We start from the raw sequence: 17,309 nt of genomic DNA on the forward strand, positions 1-17,309 counted from the left end.
GCCGGTGCATAGGCCCGAAAAACATGGCCGATTTGCGCCCGCTGGCCTTGTCCGCCAGACGGCGGACAAGGCTGGTGCCCTATGATCAATCGATGTTGAACACCAGCGGCTTTGCCTGGCGGATCGCCGCGTTGGCGCGCAGCTTGTCGAGCACGTCCTCGGAAACCGGGCCATCGACATAGAGCAGCGCGATGGCGTCACCGGCTTCCTTCTCGCGACCGAGCTGGAAGTTCGCGATGTTGACACCGGCATTGCCAAGCGTCGTGCCGATGAAGCCGATCATGCCGGGAACGTCGGTGTTGGTGATGTAGACCATGTGGCTACCGACGTCGGCGTCGAGATTGATGCCCTTGATCTGGATAAAGCGCGGCTTGCCATCGGAAAACACCGTGCCGGCGACCGAACGCGTCTGGTTGGCGGTCTTGACCGTCAGCTTGATGTAGCCGTCGAAGACACCGGTCTTGTCACGCTTGACCTCGGACAGGATGACGCCCTTTTCCTTGATCATGATCGGAGCCGAAACCATGTTGACGTCGGCAACCTGCGGCCGGATGAGGCCGGCAAGCACGGCGCTTGTCAGCGCCTTGGTGTTCATCGACGCGGTCGCGCCGTCATAGAGGATCTCGATTTCCTTGATTGCGCTTTCCGTCACCTGGCCGACGAAGGCGCCAAGCACGTCGGCAAGCCGGATGAAGGGTTTCAGGATCGGCGCTTCCTCGGCGGTGATCGAGGGCATGTTGATGGCGTTGGAAACGGCACCCTTGACGAGGTAGTCCGACATCTGTTCGGCGACCTGCAGGGCGACGTTCTCCTGCGCTTCCGTGGTCGAAGCGCCGAGATGCGGCGTGCACACGACGTTCGGCAGGCCGAAGAGCGGGCTCTCGGTCGCAGGCTCGACCTCGAACACGTCGAAGCCGGCGCCGGCAACATGGCCCGACCTGATCGCGTCTGCGAGCGCCTTCTCGTCGACGAGGCCGCCGCGGGCGCAATTGACGATGCGCACACCCGGCTTGGTCTTGGCGAGTGCTTCGGCATTGAGGATGCTACGGGTCTTGTCCGTCAGCGGCACGTGCAGGGTGATGAAGTCGGCCTGGGCCAAGAGCTCGTCGAGCTCGACCTTGGTGACGCCCATTTCCTCGGCGCGCTCCTTCGACAGGAACGGGTCGTAGGCGAGCACGTGCATCTTCAGGCCGATGGCGCGCGAGCAGACGATCGAGCCGATATTGCCGGCGCCGATGACGCCGAGCGTCTTGCCGGTGATTTCGACGCCCATGAAGCGGGACTTCTCCCACTTGCCGGCCTGCGTCGAAGTGTCGGCGGCCGGAAGCTGGCGGGCAACGGCAAAGAGCAGGGCGATGGCGTGTTCGGCTGTCGTGATCGAATTGCCGAACGGCGTGTTCATGACGATGATACCGCGGCGCGAGGCGGCCGGGATATCGACATTGTCGACGCCGATGCCGGCGCGGCCGATGACCTTGAGGTTGGTCGCGGCCGCAATCAGCTTCTCGGTCGCCTTGGTCGCCGAGCGGATGGCAAGGCCATCATAGTTGCCGATAATTTCGGCGAGCTTGTCCTTGTCCTTGCCGAGCTTCGGCTGGAAATCGACTTCAACGCCGCGGTCGCGGAAGATCTGGACGGCGGTTTCCGACAGTTCGTCGGATACGAGAACGCGAGGTGCCATGATGGCCTCCTTGAAAAGATCAGGTCTGAACGGAATGCGGGTACAAGGGCTTCGCTCCCATGAGGAGCGAAGCAAGCGCTTGGGGTTAGGCCGCGGCCTGCGACAGGGTCGCCTTCTGGGTCTCAAAAGCCCAGGTCAGCCACGGCATCAGCGCCGCCATGTCGGACGCCTCGATCGTGGCGCCGGCCCAGATTCTGAGGCCGGACGGTGCGTCGCGGTAATGGCCGATGTCGAACGCGACACCTTCCTTTTCGAGGAGGGCAACAACGCCCTTGGCAAAAGCCGCCTGTCCGTCGGCATCGAGGGCTGCGACGTCCTTGTCGACGATCTTCAGGCAGACCGAGGTATTGGAGCGGGTCTCGTCCTTGACCGCCAGGTTGGCGATCCAGCCGTTGGCGTCGACGAAGTCGAAGATCACCTGGGCATTGGCGTCGGCACGCGCCATCAGGCCCTTGAGCCCACCGACCTTCTCTGCCCAGACGAGGGCATCGATATAGTCCTCGACGCAAAGCATCGACGGTGTGTTGATGGTTTCGCCGGTGAAAATGCCTTCGATCAGCTTGCCGCCAGAGGTCATGCGGAAGATCTTCGGCAGCGGCCATGCCGGCACGTAGGTCAGCAGGCGTTCGACGGCACGCGGCGACAGGATGATGACGCCGTGGGCGCCCTCGCCACCGAGAACCTTCTGCCAGGAGAAGGTAACGACATCGAGCTTGGCGAAATCGAGGTTCTGCGCGAAGGCGGCAGAGGTCGCGTCGCAAATGGTCAGACCCTTGCGGTCGGCCGGGATGAAGTCGGCATTTGGAACGCGCACACCCGAGGTCGTGCCGTTCCAGGTGAAGACGACGTCACGGTCGAAATCGACCTTGGAGAGATCGGGCAGTTCGCCGTAACCGGCTTCGAACTTGCGAACGTCGGCGAGCTTCAGCTGCTTGACCACGTCGGTCACCCAGCCGGCGCCAAAGCTTTCCCAGGCGACCATGTCGACGCCGCGCTCACCGAGCATCGACCAGAGCGCCATTTCGACGGCGCCGGTATCGGAAGCGGGCACGATGCCGATGCGATAATCGGCCGGCACTTCAAGAATGTCACGGGTAAGATCGATGGCCTGCTTGAGCTTCGTCTTGCCGATCTTGGCGCGGTGCGAACGACCGAGCGGAGCATCGGAGAGAGCATCGAGCGACCAACCGGGACGCTTCGAGCAAGGGCCAGAAGAAAAATGGATGTTGTTCGGACGGAGGTCCGGCTTGGCAGGCTTCGTCATGTGCTATCCTTCCAGATAGATAGCCCTTCGTTGGGGAAGGGTGTCCCGCCGTCGGAAATATTGCGGGTCAGGAAGGAAGTCAAGCGACTTGTGTCGCAATCGGGAAAATTTATGGCGGGCTAGGCAAGATCAGCAAAGACGGAACCGTCCCCGCCGACCGAATGTTACCAGAACGAGAAACGCAGACCCGCTCTGATCTCGTGACGCGAAAGACCGTCATCGAAGCCCTTTGCCCCGCTCGCACCGGCAAGCGCCTCGGCCCCGAAGCCGAACATCCCGCCGTCGCCGATGTGCGAATAGCGGTAACCGACATCGAGCTTCAGGCGATCGCTGAGGTCGTAGGAGACACCGGCCATCAGCGCATAGGTAAAGCGCCAGCTGTCGTGGCCGTCGAAGGACGTGGTGGCCGGGGCGCCGGCACAGGCGCCGCCGCCGGCAACGCAGCTTTCGCTGGCAAAGGCGGTGTTCCAGCGCAGATTGGTCGCTCCGATGCCGGCACCGAGATAGGGTGTGAATCCGGCGAGCGTTCCGAAATCGACATAGGCGTTGGCCATCAGGCCCAGCGCGGAGAAATCAGCCGTCGTCGACAAGGCGCAGGACGTGCCGGCCCCCTGCCCCGCGCAAGGGCTGGCACCGATTGACGAGCCGTCAAGACGGCCCTCGAAATAATCCGCCGTCAGATCGGCGCGCACAGTGTCGGTGATCTGGTAGCCGAGGCCGATCGTGCCCGAAAGCGGTTTGTCGAAGCGCGTGCCGTCGAACGGGGTCGTGCTGTAGCTGCCGGTGCCCGCGTCGAAGGTGCGGTAGAAGGGATCGCCCGCATCGCGCCAGCCGGCATAGCCGATGTCACCGCGGATGTAGAGGCCGTTGCTGCCGATCGCTTCCTGGGCAATGGTGATTTCCGGCGCATCGATCAGGGCCTCGTCAGCGGCAAGCGCCGCACCTGAGGCAAGCAGGCCGATACCGAACGTGGCTCCGCAGATCCCGTTTCGCCATTCCATGCCCATGCCCTTTCGCTGCAATTGCCGTCACCGGACGGGATCCACCCATCGGCTACTTCGTTCGGCGTTAACTATTGCAGAGTGAGGTTAACTGTCGGTTAACCATGCCCGTTAGCATTTGCGCAAAGCTTTCGACGAAACGACGAAGGCCGCCCCTGGGGCGGCCTTCGATGCTCGATATCGATTGCTTACTTGTAGACGATCGGCTCCGGCGGCGGCTCATAAGGAACCTCGCAGACGTTGCCGAAGGAGTAGCGCAGGCCGGCGCGCGCTTCGTGGATGTAGAAGCCCTCGTCGTAGCCCGGGCCGCCGCCATTGGCGTAGCCGAACATGTTGCCGTCATCCACCTGGCGGAAGCGGTAGCCGACATCTGCCTTGAGATTGCAGGTCAGGTCGATGGCAGTACCGGCCATGAGCGCGTAGGTGAAGCGCCACTTGCTCTCGCCCTCGTGTTCCGTCGTCGGGTCGCAGGCCCCCGGATTGCTGACGCTGCAACTCGTGTTGCGCAGCTTGTCCCACTTGACGTGCGTGGCACCGACACCGGCACCAACATAGGGTGTGAAAGCGCCATAGGTGCCGATATCGACATAGGCGTTGGCCATCAGGCTCCAGGCCGAGACCGAACTTACGTCGCTCGACACGCAGGGTCCCACAACGCTGCCGCAGCCGCCGAATGTCGAGCCGGCGAAGTCGCCGCCGCCCCAGTAGTCGAGCGTGACGTCCGTGCGCAGGTAGTTGTTGAACTGGTAACCGACACCGACGCCGGCAACCCAGGAATCGTCAATCTCGGCCGTCGCGAATTCCGCGATGGAGCCGCCCGGTCCGCCCTGATAGAAATTCGCGCCACGCAGATTGTTCCAGGCGTAGCCCACGTCGCCGCGCAGATACCATCCGCTGGTCTGGATCACCTCGACCGGCTGCTCGACGATGGGTTCGACAGGCGGTTGATAAATGTCGGCAGCAATGGCTGCGGTGCCGCTGAGCAAGACTGCAACAACGCCACTCAAAATTCTCTTCATGGCCCACTCCAATACATTCGGTTGCTTGGCGCGCCATCAAAGTGGCGCACAAATCCTGACGTTGGTTATGGATAATGATGGGGAAAGGTTAAGCCTCGATTAACTACAAAAGTTTACCTTGCGCGTTAAGGAACATTAATACTCCGATACACAGCGACCTGTTCTTCGGCAGACAAAGAAAAGGCCGGTGAAAATCACCGGCCTTGGAGGAAACTGCGGGGGGAATGTTGTTAAGCCGCGTTGCGCGCGCTGCCGATGACATTGATCAGGCCGTCGACGATCCGCTCGACCTGACCGCGATCGTCACCTTCGGCCATGACCCGGATCAAAGGCTCCGTACCTGATGGACGGATCAGCAGGCGGCCGGACTTGGCAAGCTCGGCTTCCGCATCGGCGATCGCCTGGCGCACAGTTGCGTCTTCGAGCGGCTTGCCGGCGGAAACGCGCACATTCTTCAAGACCTGAGGCACCGGCTCGAAGCGGTGGCATACCTCGCTCACCGGCTTGCCCAGGCGCTTGACGACTGCAAGGATCTGCAGGGCTGCCACGAGACCATCGCCGGTCGTGCCGAAGTCCGAGAGCACGATATGGCCGGACTGCTCGCCGCCGACGTTCAGCCCCTCCTGGCGCATCTGCTCGACAACGTAGCGGTCTCCGACCTTGGTGCGGCGCAGCTCGATGCCACGGCCTTCGAGGTAGCGTTCCAGACCCAGGTTGGACATGACCGTTGCGGCGATCGCACCGCCACGTAGCGTGCCGTCCTCGGCCCAGCTGTCGGCGATCACGGCCATCAACTGGTCGCCGTCGATGACGGTGCCGTTCTCGTCGACGATCAGGACCCGGTCGGCGTCGCCGTCGAGCGCGATGCCGATATCGGCCCGCACCTCATGCACCTTTCTGGACAGGGCTGCCGGATGGGTCGAGCCGCATTCGAGATTGATGTTGACACCATTCGGTTCGGTCCCGATCGTCACCACTTCCGCGCCGAGTTCCCAAAGGGCCTGGGGCGCGACCTTGTAGGCCGCGCCATTGGCACAATCGATGGCGATCCGCAGCCCCTGAAGGGTGACATCGCGCGGCAAGGTACGCTTGGCATGCTCGAGATAGCGGTAGATGTCGCCATCGACGCGCTTGGCACGCCCGATGTCTTCCGCCTTGGCAAGCTGGCCGGACAGGTCCTGGTCGAGCAACGCCTCGATCCTGGCTTCGATATCGTCCGAGAGCTTGTAGCCATCGGGGCCGAACAGCTTGATGCCATTGTCCTGGAAGGGATTGTGAGAGGCGGAGATCATCACGCCGATATCCGCACGCAGCGAACGCGTCAGCATGGCAACGCCCGGCGTCGGGATCGGCCCGAGCAGGAACACGTCGAGACCGGCTGCCGTGAAACCGGCGACCATGGCGTTTTCGAGCATATAGCCTGAAAGCCGCGTGTCCTTGCCAATCACCACCCGGTGGCGATGGGCGCCGTTGCGGAAGATCGTGCCGACGGCGATGCCGACCCGCATGGCGAGATCCGGCGTCATCGGGAAGGTGTTGGACTGGCCACGGATACCGTCCGTGCCGAAATACTTGCGCTTCATAAGAGCTCCATCGTTCCGCTGGGTCAATGCAGGCTTTGCCTGCTTTACCTGTCTGCGTGTTCCGCGACTGGGTTTCATTGACCAGACCTCATATCATTCCGGCTGTTGCCGTTGCTCCCGCGCTGTAACAGCAAAACAAGGGCTGGGAGCCTTCGAATCTTCTTTGACACAAAACCAATGCAAACGGCAGCAACCGTAGCATCAGAAATCATTACATCCCGTTACCAAGTGCAATCCCGTGCCTCGGCAACAAAAAGCCGCCGCGCTCTCCGGCGCGGCGGCTTCTGAGATAAGCGTCTGAACCTGAAGCCGCTATTGCGGCTGCGGCTCGAAACCACCTTCGGATTCTTCGCCCTTGTTGCCGGACGAGCCCTCTTTCTTCACGCCGGCCGAAGGCACGGCGGAGCCGCGGTGCGGCGGTGTGTCGTCGCCGAGGTCACGCGCCGGCTTCTCGCCGCGGATGAGCGCCTTGATCTCGTCACCGGTCAGGGTTTCGTATTCGAGAAGCCCTTCCGCAAGCGCCACGAACTCGTGGTTCTTGTCGGTCAGGATCTTGCGGGCGGTCTCGTAAGCCTCGTCGATCAGACGACGGATTTCGTTGTCGATCTTCTGGGCGGTCGCTTCCGACACGTTCTTCTGCTGCGCCACGGAGTGACCGAGGAAAACTTCCTGCTGGTTCTCGCCGTAGGAAACCTGGCCGAGCTGGTCGGAAAAGCCCCACTGCGTCACCATCGCACGTGCCAGCTTGGTGGCCTGCTCGATGTCGGACGAAGCGCCCGAGGTGATGTTTTCCTTGCCGAAGGTCAGCTCTTCGGCAACGCGCCCGCCCATCATGATCGCAAGCCGCGAGACCATCCACTTGTAGCTCATGGAATAGCGGTCGCCTTCCGGCAGCTGCATCACCATGCCAAGCGCACGTCCGCGCGGAATGATCGTCGCCTTGTGCAAGGGATCGGCCGAGGGAACATTGAGCGCCAGAATAGCGTGACCGGCCTCGTGGTAGGCGGTCAGCTTCTTTTCGGCTTCGGTCATGGCGGAGGAGCGGCGTTCCGCACCCATCATGATCTTGTCCTTGGCGTCTTCGAACTCGAGCATGGTGACGACGCGCTTGTTGCGGCGCGCAGCCATCAGGGCCGCTTCGTTGACCAGATTCATCAGGTCGGCACCGGAGAAGCCGGGCGTACCACGGGCCAAAACCTTGAGGTCAACATTCGGTGCCAGCGGCACGTTGCGAACGTGCACCTTGAGGATGCGCTCGCGGCCGTTGATATCAGGGTTCGGCACGACGACCTGGCGGTCGAAACGACCGGGACGAAGCAGCGCCGGATCGAGAACGTCGGGACGGTTGGTCGCCGCGATCAGGATGATGCCTTCGTTTGCTTCGAAGCCGTCCATCTCGACCAGCAACTGGTTGAGCGTCTGTTCGCGTTCGTCGTTACCGCCGCCGAGACCGGCGCCACGGTGGCGACCGACGGCGTCGATTTCGTCGATGAAGATGATGCAGGGCGCGTTCTTCTTGGCCTGTTCGAACATGTCGCGCACACGGCTTGCGCCGACGCCGACAAACATTTCGACGAAGTCCGAACCGGAGATCGTGAAGAACGGAACGTTGGCTTCGCCGGCCACCGAGCGGGCAAGCAGCGTCTTGCCGGTACCGGGAGGACCCACGAGCAGCACACCGCGCGGAATACGACCGCCCAGACGCTGGAACTTCTGCGGGTCGCGCAGGAATTCGACGATTTCTTCCAGATCCTGCTTGGCTTCGTCGACACCGGCGACATCGTCAAAGGTGACGCGGCCGTGCGCTTCGGTCAGAAGCTTGGCCTTGGACTTGCCGAAGCCCATGGCGCCACGCGAACCGCCCTGCATCTGACGCATGAAGAACAGCCAGACGCCGAGGATCAAAAGCATCGGCAGCAACGTGCCGATATAGCTGAGGAATCCGGAAGAGCCGTCAGTTTCCGGACGAACGGTGACCGTCACGTCCTTCGCTTCCAGACGCTCGGTGAGCGCGGTGTCGACCGAAGGTGCATAGGTCTGGAACGTTGCGCCGCTTTCAGAATAGCTGCCGATGACCTTGGAGCCGGTGATCACGACTTCCTTTACGCGGCTTGCATCGACGTCCTTGAGGAACTGCGAGAACGGAATCTCACGCGAGCCGGTGCGCTCGGTCGGCTGCTGAAACATGCTAAACAGCGCGATCAGCAAAAGCGCTATGATTGCCCAGAGGGCAAAATTACGAAAATTAGGGTTCATCGAACTCCCCGGAACCTGTCACGACCCGCACATTTCGCCGGGCCGCTTTCTTGCCCCTAACATAGGGTTCTGGCGACGCCTTGCCAAGGCAAACCGCCAACTACCGTTCCATTTCTGTCAACAGATCGTGAACCGGCGACCGAACATAGGGCTGACGCCCGCACAATCCGGCAATCATGTCCGCCATGATCCGGTCGAAACCCGGCAAAAAGGTGTCGTAGGGGCAAATGCGCTGCTCGACGGCGGCCTTCGCGACACAATTGTCGTCTGTGGATACAACATGCGGCGCGGAAAGTGCTGCCCGCTTGGCAACGCCCGGTGGCAGTCCTGCGGCAATAAGTCTCTGCTGTTGCAGCCCGGAATCGTCGCCAACACCGACTGTCAACAGGCCATTTCCGACATTTCGAACGGCAAAGCGGCCATCCCAGATGCTGGCTTCGCCCGGCGCCAGGGTGAGACGCGGAAGATCGCGCGCCTCGCGATAGAGGTAGAGACCCGTCGCGCGCCTGTCGAAAACGACCCGTCCTGCCGTCAGCCGCCCCAACGCGCTCCGCTCAAGGAACGCCGTCACGCGCGCAGCAGTGTCTGCCGCCAAGGGATACGTTCGTCCGCCGACGATAGCGGCCATTGCCAAAAGCGCGCGCCGGCAGTCGATATCGGCGCATGTTCCGACGGCAGTTGCGGCAATGCTCACGACGAGGTTCTCGTGAACGCGCGCATGACGTTTCAACCATTCAGCCGCTTTCGCCGACGAGCGCGCGCGGGATGCGGTGTCCCATGTGGTCGCCACCTCATCGCCGGTTTCAGCGAGGCGCTCACGGGTTCGCACCCGTTCAAAATGCATGTTGGCGTTGCTCGGATCGTCAAACCAGCCCACGCCCTCCGCCGCAAGAAAGGCCCTGACATCGGCACGACGCAGACCGAGGAAGGGTCGCAGCACCCAGAAGCGCCTGTCGTAGAGTACGTCGACGGCCATTCCCGCGGCGCCGGGCCCCTGCCCGCGCTCCGACCGCATCAGGATCGTCTCGCGCTGATCATCCAGTGTGTGCCCGGTGGCAATGCAGGTGGCGCCGAGTTCATCGGCAGCGGCGGCCAACAGCTGATAGCGTTTTTCGCGCGCGGCGGCCTGAATTCCTGCCGCCGGTTTTTCACCGTCCCAGAGCTTGACGACATGCGCCACGTCGAGGCTGGCACAGAAGCCGGCCATGGCCCGCGCCTCATCGGCGGAGCCGGCTCTCAAGGCGTGGTCCACCGTGCAGGCAGCAAGAGAAAGATCGGTATTGCCGGTCGCCTCGATCGCCCTGTTTAGGGCGAGAAGCAGTCCCTTGGAATCGCTGCCGCCGGACACGGCTACGAGCAGTCGGGCAGGCCGATGGAGGGATGAAAGAAATCGTTTCGCCGTTTCGAGAACGGCCAGGCTGGCTTGCGTCTCAGCAGCCAAAGCGGCTTTGCTCGCTCGTCACCTTGGCGCGCACGGCCGGTGAGGCCTTCGGGTAGCGCTTGTTGACCTCGCGCAGCGTGGCGCAGGCGGTTTCCTTGTTGTCGAGGGCGCCGAGCGACATGCCGAGCTTCAAGAGCATTTCCGGAGCCTTCGGCGATTTGGCGTGCGCCTGGTGCGCATTCAGGAACGTCTTGGCTGCATCGCTGTACTTGCCCTGCGAATACTGCGCCTCGCCCATCCAGAAGCTGGCATCGGCCGCCTTCTCGCCCTGCGGGAAAACGTCGAGATAGTCACGGAATTCCTGCTCGGCAGTGCTGTAGTCGCCGGACAGCACGTGCCCGTAGGCCGACTGATAAAGGTCGCCGGGATTATCTAGCGCTGCGGTTTGCTGCTCGCTGTCCGGGTTGGCGTTGAGTCCGCCGTCGTTGCCCGGAAGGGCCACGCCGGTGTCGACGCCGGGAGGCGTCGCGTTGGCGCCCGGCTGGGCATCGGTCGTGGTCGAAATCGGATTGCCGCTCTCGTCGAAGACGATCTGGCCCAGCGTCGTTGGAGGCGCGGCACCGGTTGCGCCCTGATCGGCGCCCGATGCGGCCATGCCGGTGCCCGGATCGACGGGCGCCATCGTCTGGCTATCCGTCACCCCCGGGGTGACGGACGCCTGATCACTGGATTTCGGCGTCTGCAATGCGCCGCTCTTCTTGGGGGAGGCCTTGCCGCTTTCCAGATCCTGGAAACGGAACTCGTTGTCCTCCTGGAACTTCCGGATCTGCTCCTGCATCTGCAGAAGCTGGAAGCTCATTTCTTCGATACGCCCGTTGAGCGAGCGGATCTGTTCTTCAAGCTGGCCTATCCGTGTCGTCTCGGAGGCCTGTACCTTCACGACGGGAAGACTGTGCGAGCCTGCCGTATCGGCGTGTGTCGTTCGGGCAGCGAGCCCGGAAAGCGGCATGGCATTTACCGTCTGGCCAAGGCCCGAAAGGGCCGCGAGACCAAGCAGTCCAGCCACGACAAATTTCTTCATTTCATTTGTCCTGTTCGAATACCGGTTTTCCCACCCTGGAATCGGGGCCCGCAATACATCTCGCCGATTCATCTGGATGATTGCCGCACAGTTTTCCAATTACCCTGAAAAAGCAACGGAGTTCGGCCAAAGTGTGGTAAAAAAGCAAAGGGCGGCACAAGGCCGCCCTTATAATTTAGCGATGCGTGATCGGAAGATCACATGCCGGCGCCACCGAGAACGGTCACGGCACGGCGGTTCTGCGACCAGCACGAGATATCGTCGCAAACCGCGACCGGCTTTTCCTTGCCGTAGGAAATCGTCTTCAGGCGGTTGGCCGGAACGCCACGCGAGATCAGATAGTCCTTGGTGGAAGCAGCGCGGCGTGCGCCGAGTGCCAGGTTGTATTCGCGGGTGCCGCGCTCGTCGGCGTGACCTTCGACGGTGACGGCATAGTTCGGGTACTTGGCGAGCCACTGAGCCTGACGGTCGAGCGTCTGCTGTGCGTCGGCACGAATCGAGGTCGAGTCCGTGTCGAAGAAGATGCGGTCGCCGACATTGACGGTGAAGTCCTGCTGCGAACCCGGCGTTGCCGAGCCGGCGCCGCCGAGACCAAGCTCGCCTGCGCTGCCCGGAAGGTTCTTCTTCGAAGCGCAGCCAGCGATGGCAAGGGTCATGACGAGTGCGATCATGACCGGGTTGCGAGCGATGGTCTGCATGCGGCCTGCGGCCGGGGTGTCAATTCGGCTCATGCGCCGGTCTCCTTGAGAAGTGTCTGAATTCACGGTTGCCAGACTGTAACCGGAAGCGGTTAATCGCTATTCAACAGTTATGGTTAACAAATCGATAATTTAAGCTCGGCGCCTGCTAGACCAACACTTTGCGGCGAGAAAGCGGCATGATCGCCACAATCCCCGCCGCAAGTGAGAGCCTGCTATTCAAGCCGCGGCGACCAGGCCGGGTCTGAGGCAAAGCCCTGCGTGGGCACCGGCTGCTCGTTGTAGCCGCTCAGGTCGATCGAGTAGAGCTGCGGTCCGCCGGCACCGGCGTTCTGACGGAAGAACATCAGCACGCGGCCATTCGGCGCCCAGGTCGGTCCTTCGTTGTGGAAGCCCGTGGTCAGGATGCGCTCGCCCGAGCCGTCCGGCTTCATCACACCGATCGAGAACTTGCCGCCCGACTGTTTGGTGAAGGCGATGAGGTCGCCGCGCGGAGACCAGACCGGCGTCGAATAGGAGCCGTCGCCGAAGGAGATTCGGCGCTGGCCGGAGCCATCGGCACCCATGACGTAGATCTGCTGGCGGCCGCCGCGGTCGCTTTCAAACGCGATCTGGCTACCGTCGGGCGAATAGGACGGCGCGGTATCGATCGCCGCCGTGCTGGTGAGGCGTGTCGTTGTACGCGAGCGCAAGTCCATCGTGTAGATGTTGGCATTGCCCTCCTGCTGCAGGCTCATGATGACGCGCTGGCCATCCGGCGAGAAGCGCGGCGAGAAGGTCATGCCCGGGAAATTGCCGACCACCTCGCGCTGTCCGGTTTCCAGCTGCAGCAGGTAGACGCGCGGCTGGTTGTTTTCGAACGACATGTAGGTGACTTCCTGACGGTTCGGCGAGAAGCGCGGCGTCAGAACGAGGTCGTTGGAGTTGGTCAAGGCTCGGGCATTCGCCCCATCCTGGTCCATCATCGCGAGCTGGCGCTTGCGGGCGGTCTTCGGCCCGCTTTCTGCGACATAGACCACACGTGTGTCGAAATAGCCCTTTTCGCCGGTGATGCGCTCGTAGATCGCGTCAGCGATGATGTGAGCGACACGGCGCCAGTTTTCAGGCTGGGTGAAGAACTGCTGGCCGGTCATCTGCGTACCCGCAAACGTGTCCCAGAGGCGGAACTCCGCCTTCAGGCGGCCGTCGGCCTCCTGCGTCACGCGACCGGTGACCAGTGCCTGTGCGTTGATGACCTTCCAGTCCTCGAACCGCGGAGCGGCGTCGGGGTTGCTGATCTTCTCGATGAACGCGCCCTTGTCGATCGGCTTGAACAGACCCGAGCGCTTGAGGTCGGCTGCGACCACGTCGGAAATCTTCTTGCCGAGTTCCCCTTGCAGGAAGTCGGTGATCGCAATCGGCAAAGGCTCGACATTGCCCTTGTTGATGTTGATTTCGACGACAGCATTCGCCGGTGTCGCCGCCACGAAGGCGGCCAGCAGACCCGCTGCCACCATCAGGGCGCGAAAAAAAGAGCTCTTGATCATAGAGACAAGCCTTTCAGCTTAGTACGAAGGGTTCGCAGGGTTGGTTTGCTATCCGGCATAAGTTCCAATCCCGGCAGCTCTAGAGTGCGAATTCCGAGGGGTCGAAGTTCAGCACCAGGGTATTCCATCCTTTTTCGCCGTCATATTTTTCAGGCGGCAGATTCTGTAGCGGTGCCGAGCGCCGGAGCGCACGCAGCGTGCTGCTTTCAACGGCACGGCGCGTCCCTTCGGGACCACCCGTGGCGGTGACTTCGGGCGTGCCGACGATGTTGCCCGCCGGATCCAGCTGCACCCGGATCGACACACGGACTTCCTCGACGCCTGTGAGACCGGCAATCAGTGACCAGTTGCCCTGGATCTGGCCTTTCACACCGTCGATCTCGTTGGCGCTCAAGCCCACGCCGATGGTCTTCTTGCCACCGAGAGCCGCCTCCTGCGTCGAGCGCTTGGCGCCACCGGCGGACGGGTCCTGCCGGTTGAGCAGGGCCGCGATCTCGTCCGCGTTGAACTTGCTTTCCTCCGTGGAGGCCTGCTTCTTCTGTTCCTTCGGCGTCTGTTCGTTCTTGCGGTCGGGTGTCTTTGCGGACTGTGCCGGCTTTTCCACCTTGGGCTTGGCCGCCGGCGTCGGCACCTTTTCAGGCAGCGCTTCGGCTTCCGGGTTTTCGGCCGGCTTTTCTTCGGCCGGCGTCGGTTCCGGCTTGGTCTCGGGCTTCACTTCCTGCTTGGCTTCCGGCAGCGCCGCCACTTCGGTTGCGGGTTCTGAAGCCGGCTTGGTCTCCTCGACCTTCTTGATTTCCTGCTCGACCGGATCGGGCGTCGGTTCGGGCTTCTCGTTCTTTTCCGGCGATGCCGTGGCTTCGCTCTTCGACGGCTTGGCGTTCGGCGTCGGCGGCGTCTTGAGGTCCGTGTCGTTGTCGCCGACGTTCTCGGCCGGCTGGTTCGTTTCCGGACGTTTGGTCGGAACCGGCGACGAGGTCTCCTTCTTCGGCGCCTTCTTGTCGCCCTGCTGGACCTGGGTCATTTCCGAATAGGGCACGATGTCGACCGGCAGAGCCTCGACGTCGGCGACCTGGAAATCAGCCGGGCTGCCGAGCGAAACCATCGCCCAGGTCAGAACCAGAGCGTGCAGCAGACCAGATGTGGCGAGACTGCCCTTCATCGTGGACGATCACTTTTCCTGTTCTTGCAGCGTCACGAGGCCGAGGTTCTTGAACCCGGCAGCCGAGATGCGCGCCATGACCTTCATCACCGTGCCGTAGTCGGCATTGGTGTCGCCGCGAACATAGATGCGTTCGTTGTAGCCGGTGGTGGCGATGGCCTCGAGCTTCGGCACGACCTCGTCGATCGCGATCGCGGTCTCCTGCAGATAGATTTCGCCTGCCGGGTTGACCGAAACGGTGATCGGCTGCGTATCGGAGTTGAGCGCCTTGGCCTGCGTTTCCGGCAGGTCGATCGGCACGCCGACCGTCATCATCGGTGCAGCGACCATGAAGATGATGAGCAGCACCAGCATCACGTCCACGAAGGGCGTGACGTTGATTTCACTCATGATCGCTTTCTTGCCGCCGCGGCGACGACGACCGCCACCCGAACCCTTGGCTCCGCCAACCGACATGCCCATCAGCTTGGTCTCCGTGCTCTCTGGCGATTACTGCGCCGCCTGGCGCGGGTTCTGCAGCTTCTCGTCGATCTGCCGCGACAGGATCGCCGAAAACTCGTCGGCGAAGGCTTCCATGCGCGCCGACAGCTTGCCGGCATCGGCAGAAAACTTGTTGTAGGCGATAACGGCGGGAATAGCGGCGAGCAGACCGATGGCGGTTGCCAGAAGCGCTTCGGCGATACCGGGCGCCACAACCGCGAGGTTGGTCGACTTCGAACCGGCGATCGCCTGGAACGAGGTCATGATACCGACGACGGTGCCGAAAAGACCGATGAAGGGTGCCGCCGAACCGATGGTCGCGAGCGAGCCGAGGCGTGCTTCCAGCGATTCCGATTCACGGGCGAGCGTCACGTCCATGGCGCGGTCGATACGCATCTGCAGGCCTATCGGAGACCGCGCACCGCGTTCGAAGCTTTTCTTCCATTCGCGCATCGCCGACACGAAGATCGCGCCCATCCCGGCCGTCTGCCGGTCGGAGAGCGTGCGGTACAGCTCTTCCAGCGACTGGCCCGACCAGAACACCTGCTCGAAGCCGTCGAGCTGGCGACGGACACGGCCGTAGTTCAGCGTCTTGTCGACGACGATCGCCCATGTCCACACGGAGGCTGCAATCAGCCCCAGCATGACCAGCTTCACGACAAAGCCCGCCTGCATGAAGAGCGACCAGAGGCTCACATCGTGCGTGGCTGCGGCCAATCCAACCTGTTCCATCGTTTTCAGTCCCCGAATCCAAACACCCGGCAAGAGCGGCTCATGCTCGTGACCGGGTAGCCCAAACGTTCTGTTGCAAGAGAGCCCCGGCGCCGCCGCTGGTCGCACCATCGCGACCTTTATTAGCTTATGGTTGCCTTCTTGCCGTCAATTTTGGTCAAAGGATGACGTGCGCTGCACAAATCCTGATGGGGTGATTAAGACACCATTATGGTTAAGGGAGTGTTACCGCGATTGTGTCTTTCGGGCCGCAGTTGGCTGTGCATGACCATAACGGAACTTCCCCGCGCGGCAGACGTTTTCGGGGCATGAGCACGCAAACGACACGACATCGCAACCGGCGAGCCGCGCAGCAGCACTTCGATCAGCGTGACCGTCTGATCCTGGCGCTCTATGCGCAGCTGAAGGCGGAACGAGAAACGCGCGCCGCCCTTGAGGAAGCGCTCGCCAACGGCGTGTTGTCGAGCGAGGTGCTGCAGGCCATCATCGCGGATCCCATCCCTGCCATAACCAGCGAAGACATCGCCGGCATCGAGCAGGCCCTTGCTCACGACGCATCCCGCGCCTCGCCCACCAAGCCGTTGAGCGGAGAACGCTGATGCCTCCCCGCGCGCTCTGGAAGGGCCAACTTCGGCTTTCCCTCGTTTCGATCCCGGTCGAGCTTTTCAGCGCCACACGCTCGGGCGCCAATGTCTCGTTCCGCCAGATCCACGAGCCGTCAGGCAAGCCCGTGCACTACGAAAAGGTTGTCGATGGCATCGGACCTGTGGACACCGACGATATCGTCAAGGGGTACGAATACGAGTCCGGCAAGTACGTACTGCTGGAGCCGAAGGAAGTGGATTCGATCAAGCTGGAGACGAAAAAGACGCTGGAGCTCGTCCAGTTCGTCGGCGCCTGCGACATTTCGCCGATCTATTTCGACAAACCCTACTACCTGGTGCCCACCGACGACCTTGCCGAGGATGCCTACCGCGTCGTGCGCGATGCCCTGCGGGCATCCGCCAAGGTCGGGCTCGGCCAGCTGACGCTGCGCGGCCGGGAATATCTCGTTGCGGTCAAACCCTGCGGCGACGGTCTGCTACTCGAGACGCTGCGCTACGCCGACGAGTTGCGCAAGGCGGACCCGCTGTTTTCAGGCCTGTCAGGCAAGAAGGCCGACAAGGACCTGCTTGATGTCGCAACCGCGCTGATCGACCGCAAGACGGCGCCGTTCGATGCCGCCGTGTTCAAGGACAATTACACCGCCGCGCTGACAGATCTGGTCAAGCGCAAGATGAAGGGCAAGGCCGCCCGTGTTTCGGTGGATGAGGACGAACGGCCTTCGTCTGGGGGTGACAACGTCGTCGATCTGATGTCGGCCCTGAAAAAGAGTCTCGAAAGCAGCGGCAAGAAGCCGCCGGCGAAACCGGCGTCGGCTGCCCGCCGGCGCAAATCCGCTTGAGGTG

The 17,309-nt window shown here is 62.3% G+C and carries 15 protein-coding genes; 2 read left to right on the forward strand and 13 right to left on the reverse strand.

The window, feature by feature from the left end; all coding sequences use genetic code 11:
- Positions 1–85 precede the first annotated feature (85 nt).
- From serA to tolQ, 13 genes are all read right to left on the reverse strand, one after another.
- Positions 86–1,681, reverse strand: coding sequence for a phosphoglycerate dehydrogenase (gene serA, locus HT585_RS21695; RefSeq protein WP_176354897.1), 1,596 nt, complete (start codon positions 1,679–1,681; stop codon positions 86–88).
- A gap of 85 nt (positions 1,682–1,766) precedes the next feature.
- The gene (locus tag HT585_RS21700) at positions 1,767–2,945 is read right to left on the reverse strand and encodes a phosphoserine transaminase (protein ID WP_176354898.1); all 1,179 of its coding nucleotides are present in this window, start codon (positions 2,943–2,945) and stop codon (positions 1,767–1,769) included.
- Between the two features lie 164 nt (positions 2,946–3,109).
- The gene (locus HT585_RS21705; RefSeq protein ID WP_176354899.1) at positions 3,110–3,946 is read right to left on the reverse strand and encodes an outer membrane protein; all 837 of its coding nucleotides are present in this window, start codon (positions 3,944–3,946) and stop codon (positions 3,110–3,112) included.
- A gap of 188 nt (positions 3,947–4,134) precedes the next feature.
- Positions 4,135–4,965 carry an outer membrane protein gene (locus tag HT585_RS21710; RefSeq protein WP_176354900.1) on the reverse strand — a complete coding sequence of 277 codons (831 nt, stop codon included), beginning with the start codon at positions 4,963–4,965 and terminating at the stop codon, positions 4,135–4,137.
- Between the two features lie 230 nt (positions 4,966–5,195).
- A complete protein-coding gene (gene glmM / locus HT585_RS21715) occupies positions 5,196–6,548 on the reverse strand; it encodes a phosphoglucosamine mutase (RefSeq protein ID WP_176354901.1) in 1,353 nt (450 codons plus the stop codon).
- A gap of 312 nt (positions 6,549–6,860) precedes the next feature.
- On the reverse strand, positions 6,861–8,804 hold the full coding sequence (gene ftsH, locus HT585_RS21720) for an ATP-dependent zinc metalloprotease FtsH (protein WP_173423580.1): 1,944 nt from the start codon (positions 8,802–8,804) through the stop codon (positions 6,861–6,863).
- 100 nt (positions 8,805–8,904) lie between these two features.
- Positions 8,905–10,245, reverse strand: coding sequence for a tRNA lysidine(34) synthetase TilS (tilS, locus tag HT585_RS21725; RefSeq protein ID WP_246707839.1), 1,341 nt, complete (start codon positions 10,243–10,245; stop codon positions 8,905–8,907).
- Positions 10,235–11,266 (reverse strand): tol-pal system protein YbgF, encoded by a 1,032-nt coding sequence (gene ybgF, locus HT585_RS21730; RefSeq protein WP_176354902.1) that lies wholly within the window; start codon positions 11,264–11,266, stop codon positions 10,235–10,237. Before ybgF ends, tilS begins: the two co-directional genes overlap by 11 nt.
- A gap of 197 nt (positions 11,267–11,463) precedes the next feature.
- On the reverse strand, positions 11,464–11,997 hold the full coding sequence (pal, locus tag HT585_RS21735; protein WP_176354903.1) for a peptidoglycan-associated lipoprotein Pal: 534 nt from the start codon (positions 11,995–11,997) through the stop codon (positions 11,464–11,466).
- A gap of 182 nt (positions 11,998–12,179) precedes the next feature.
- Positions 12,180–13,490: a Tol-Pal system beta propeller repeat protein TolB gene (tolB, locus tag HT585_RS21740; RefSeq protein WP_173423583.1), complete on the reverse strand. Its 1,311-nt coding sequence runs from the start codon at positions 13,488–13,490 to the stop codon at positions 12,180–12,182.
- A 79-nt stretch (positions 13,491–13,569) separates the two neighbouring features.
- On the reverse strand, positions 13,570–14,649 hold the full coding sequence (locus HT585_RS21745) for a hypothetical protein (RefSeq protein WP_176354904.1): 1,080 nt from the start codon (positions 14,647–14,649) through the stop codon (positions 13,570–13,572).
- Positions 14,650–14,658: 9 nt separating this feature from the next.
- The gene (gene tolR, locus HT585_RS21750) at positions 14,659–15,111 is read right to left on the reverse strand and encodes a protein TolR (protein WP_173423585.1); all 453 of its coding nucleotides are present in this window, start codon (positions 15,109–15,111) and stop codon (positions 14,659–14,661) included.
- A gap of 27 nt (positions 15,112–15,138) precedes the next feature.
- Positions 15,139–15,861, reverse strand: coding sequence for a protein TolQ (gene tolQ, locus HT585_RS21755; RefSeq protein WP_176354905.1), 723 nt, complete (start codon positions 15,859–15,861; stop codon positions 15,139–15,141).
- 308 nt (positions 15,862–16,169) lie between these two features.
- Here tolQ and HT585_RS21760 point away from each other — a divergent pair, with 308 nt between their 5' ends.
- Positions 16,170–16,460 (forward strand): hypothetical protein, encoded by a 291-nt coding sequence (locus HT585_RS21760; RefSeq protein WP_176354906.1) that lies wholly within the window; start codon positions 16,170–16,172, stop codon positions 16,458–16,460.
- Positions 16,460–17,305, forward strand: coding sequence for a non-homologous end joining protein Ku (ku, locus tag HT585_RS21765; RefSeq protein ID WP_176354907.1), 846 nt, complete (start codon positions 16,460–16,462; stop codon positions 17,303–17,305). Before HT585_RS21760 ends, ku begins: the two co-directional genes overlap by 1 nt.
- Positions 17,306–17,309 lie beyond the last annotated feature (4 nt).

This window comes from Ensifer oleiphilus (genome assembly GCF_013371465.1).
Lineage (GTDB): Bacteria > Pseudomonadota > Alphaproteobacteria > Rhizobiales > Rhizobiaceae > Ensifer > Ensifer oleiphilus.

Excerpts from the sequence above, each read along its gene's own strand:
- serA (WP_176354897.1), bottom strand. The coding sequence starts at position 1,681 with ATGGCACCTCGCGTTCTCGTATCCGACGAACTGTCGGAAACCGCCGTC.
- HT585_RS21700 (WP_176354898.1), bottom strand. The coding sequence starts at position 2,945 with ATGACGAAGCCTGCCAAGCCGGACCTCCGTCCGAACAACATCCATTTT.
- HT585_RS21705 (WP_176354899.1), bottom strand. The coding sequence starts at position 3,946 with ATGGAATGGCGAAACGGGATCTGCGGAGCCACGTTCGGTATCGGCCTG.
- HT585_RS21710 (WP_176354900.1), bottom strand. The coding sequence starts at position 4,965 with ATGAAGAGAATTTTGAGTGGCGTTGTTGCAGTCTTGCTCAGCGGCACC.
- glmM (WP_176354901.1), bottom strand. The coding sequence starts at position 6,548 with ATGAAGCGCAAGTATTTCGGCACGGACGGTATCCGTGGCCAGTCCAAC.
- ftsH (WP_173423580.1), bottom strand. The coding sequence starts at position 8,804 with ATGAACCCTAATTTTCGTAATTTTGCCCTCTGGGCAATCATAGCGCTT.
- ybgF (WP_176354902.1), bottom strand. The coding sequence starts at position 11,266 with ATGAAGAAATTTGTCGTGGCTGGACTGCTTGGTCTCGCGGCCCTTTCG.
- pal (WP_176354903.1), bottom strand. The coding sequence starts at position 11,997 with ATGAGCCGAATTGACACCCCGGCCGCAGGCCGCATGCAGACCATCGCT.
- tolB (WP_173423583.1), bottom strand. The coding sequence starts at position 13,490 with ATGATCAAGAGCTCTTTTTTTCGCGCCCTGATGGTGGCAGCGGGTCTG.
- HT585_RS21745 (WP_176354904.1), bottom strand. The coding sequence starts at position 14,649 with ATGAAGGGCAGTCTCGCCACATCTGGTCTGCTGCACGCTCTGGTTCTG.
- tolR (WP_173423585.1), bottom strand. The coding sequence starts at position 15,111 with ATGGGCATGTCGGTTGGCGGAGCCAAGGGTTCGGGTGGCGGTCGTCGT.
- tolQ (WP_176354905.1), bottom strand. The coding sequence starts at position 15,861 with ATGGAACAGGTTGGATTGGCCGCAGCCACGCACGATGTGAGCCTCTGG.
- HT585_RS21760 (WP_176354906.1), top strand. The coding sequence starts at position 16,170 with ATGAGCACGCAAACGACACGACATCGCAACCGGCGAGCCGCGCAGCAG.
- ku (WP_176354907.1), top strand. The coding sequence starts at position 16,460 with ATGCCTCCCCGCGCGCTCTGGAAGGGCCAACTTCGGCTTTCCCTCGTT.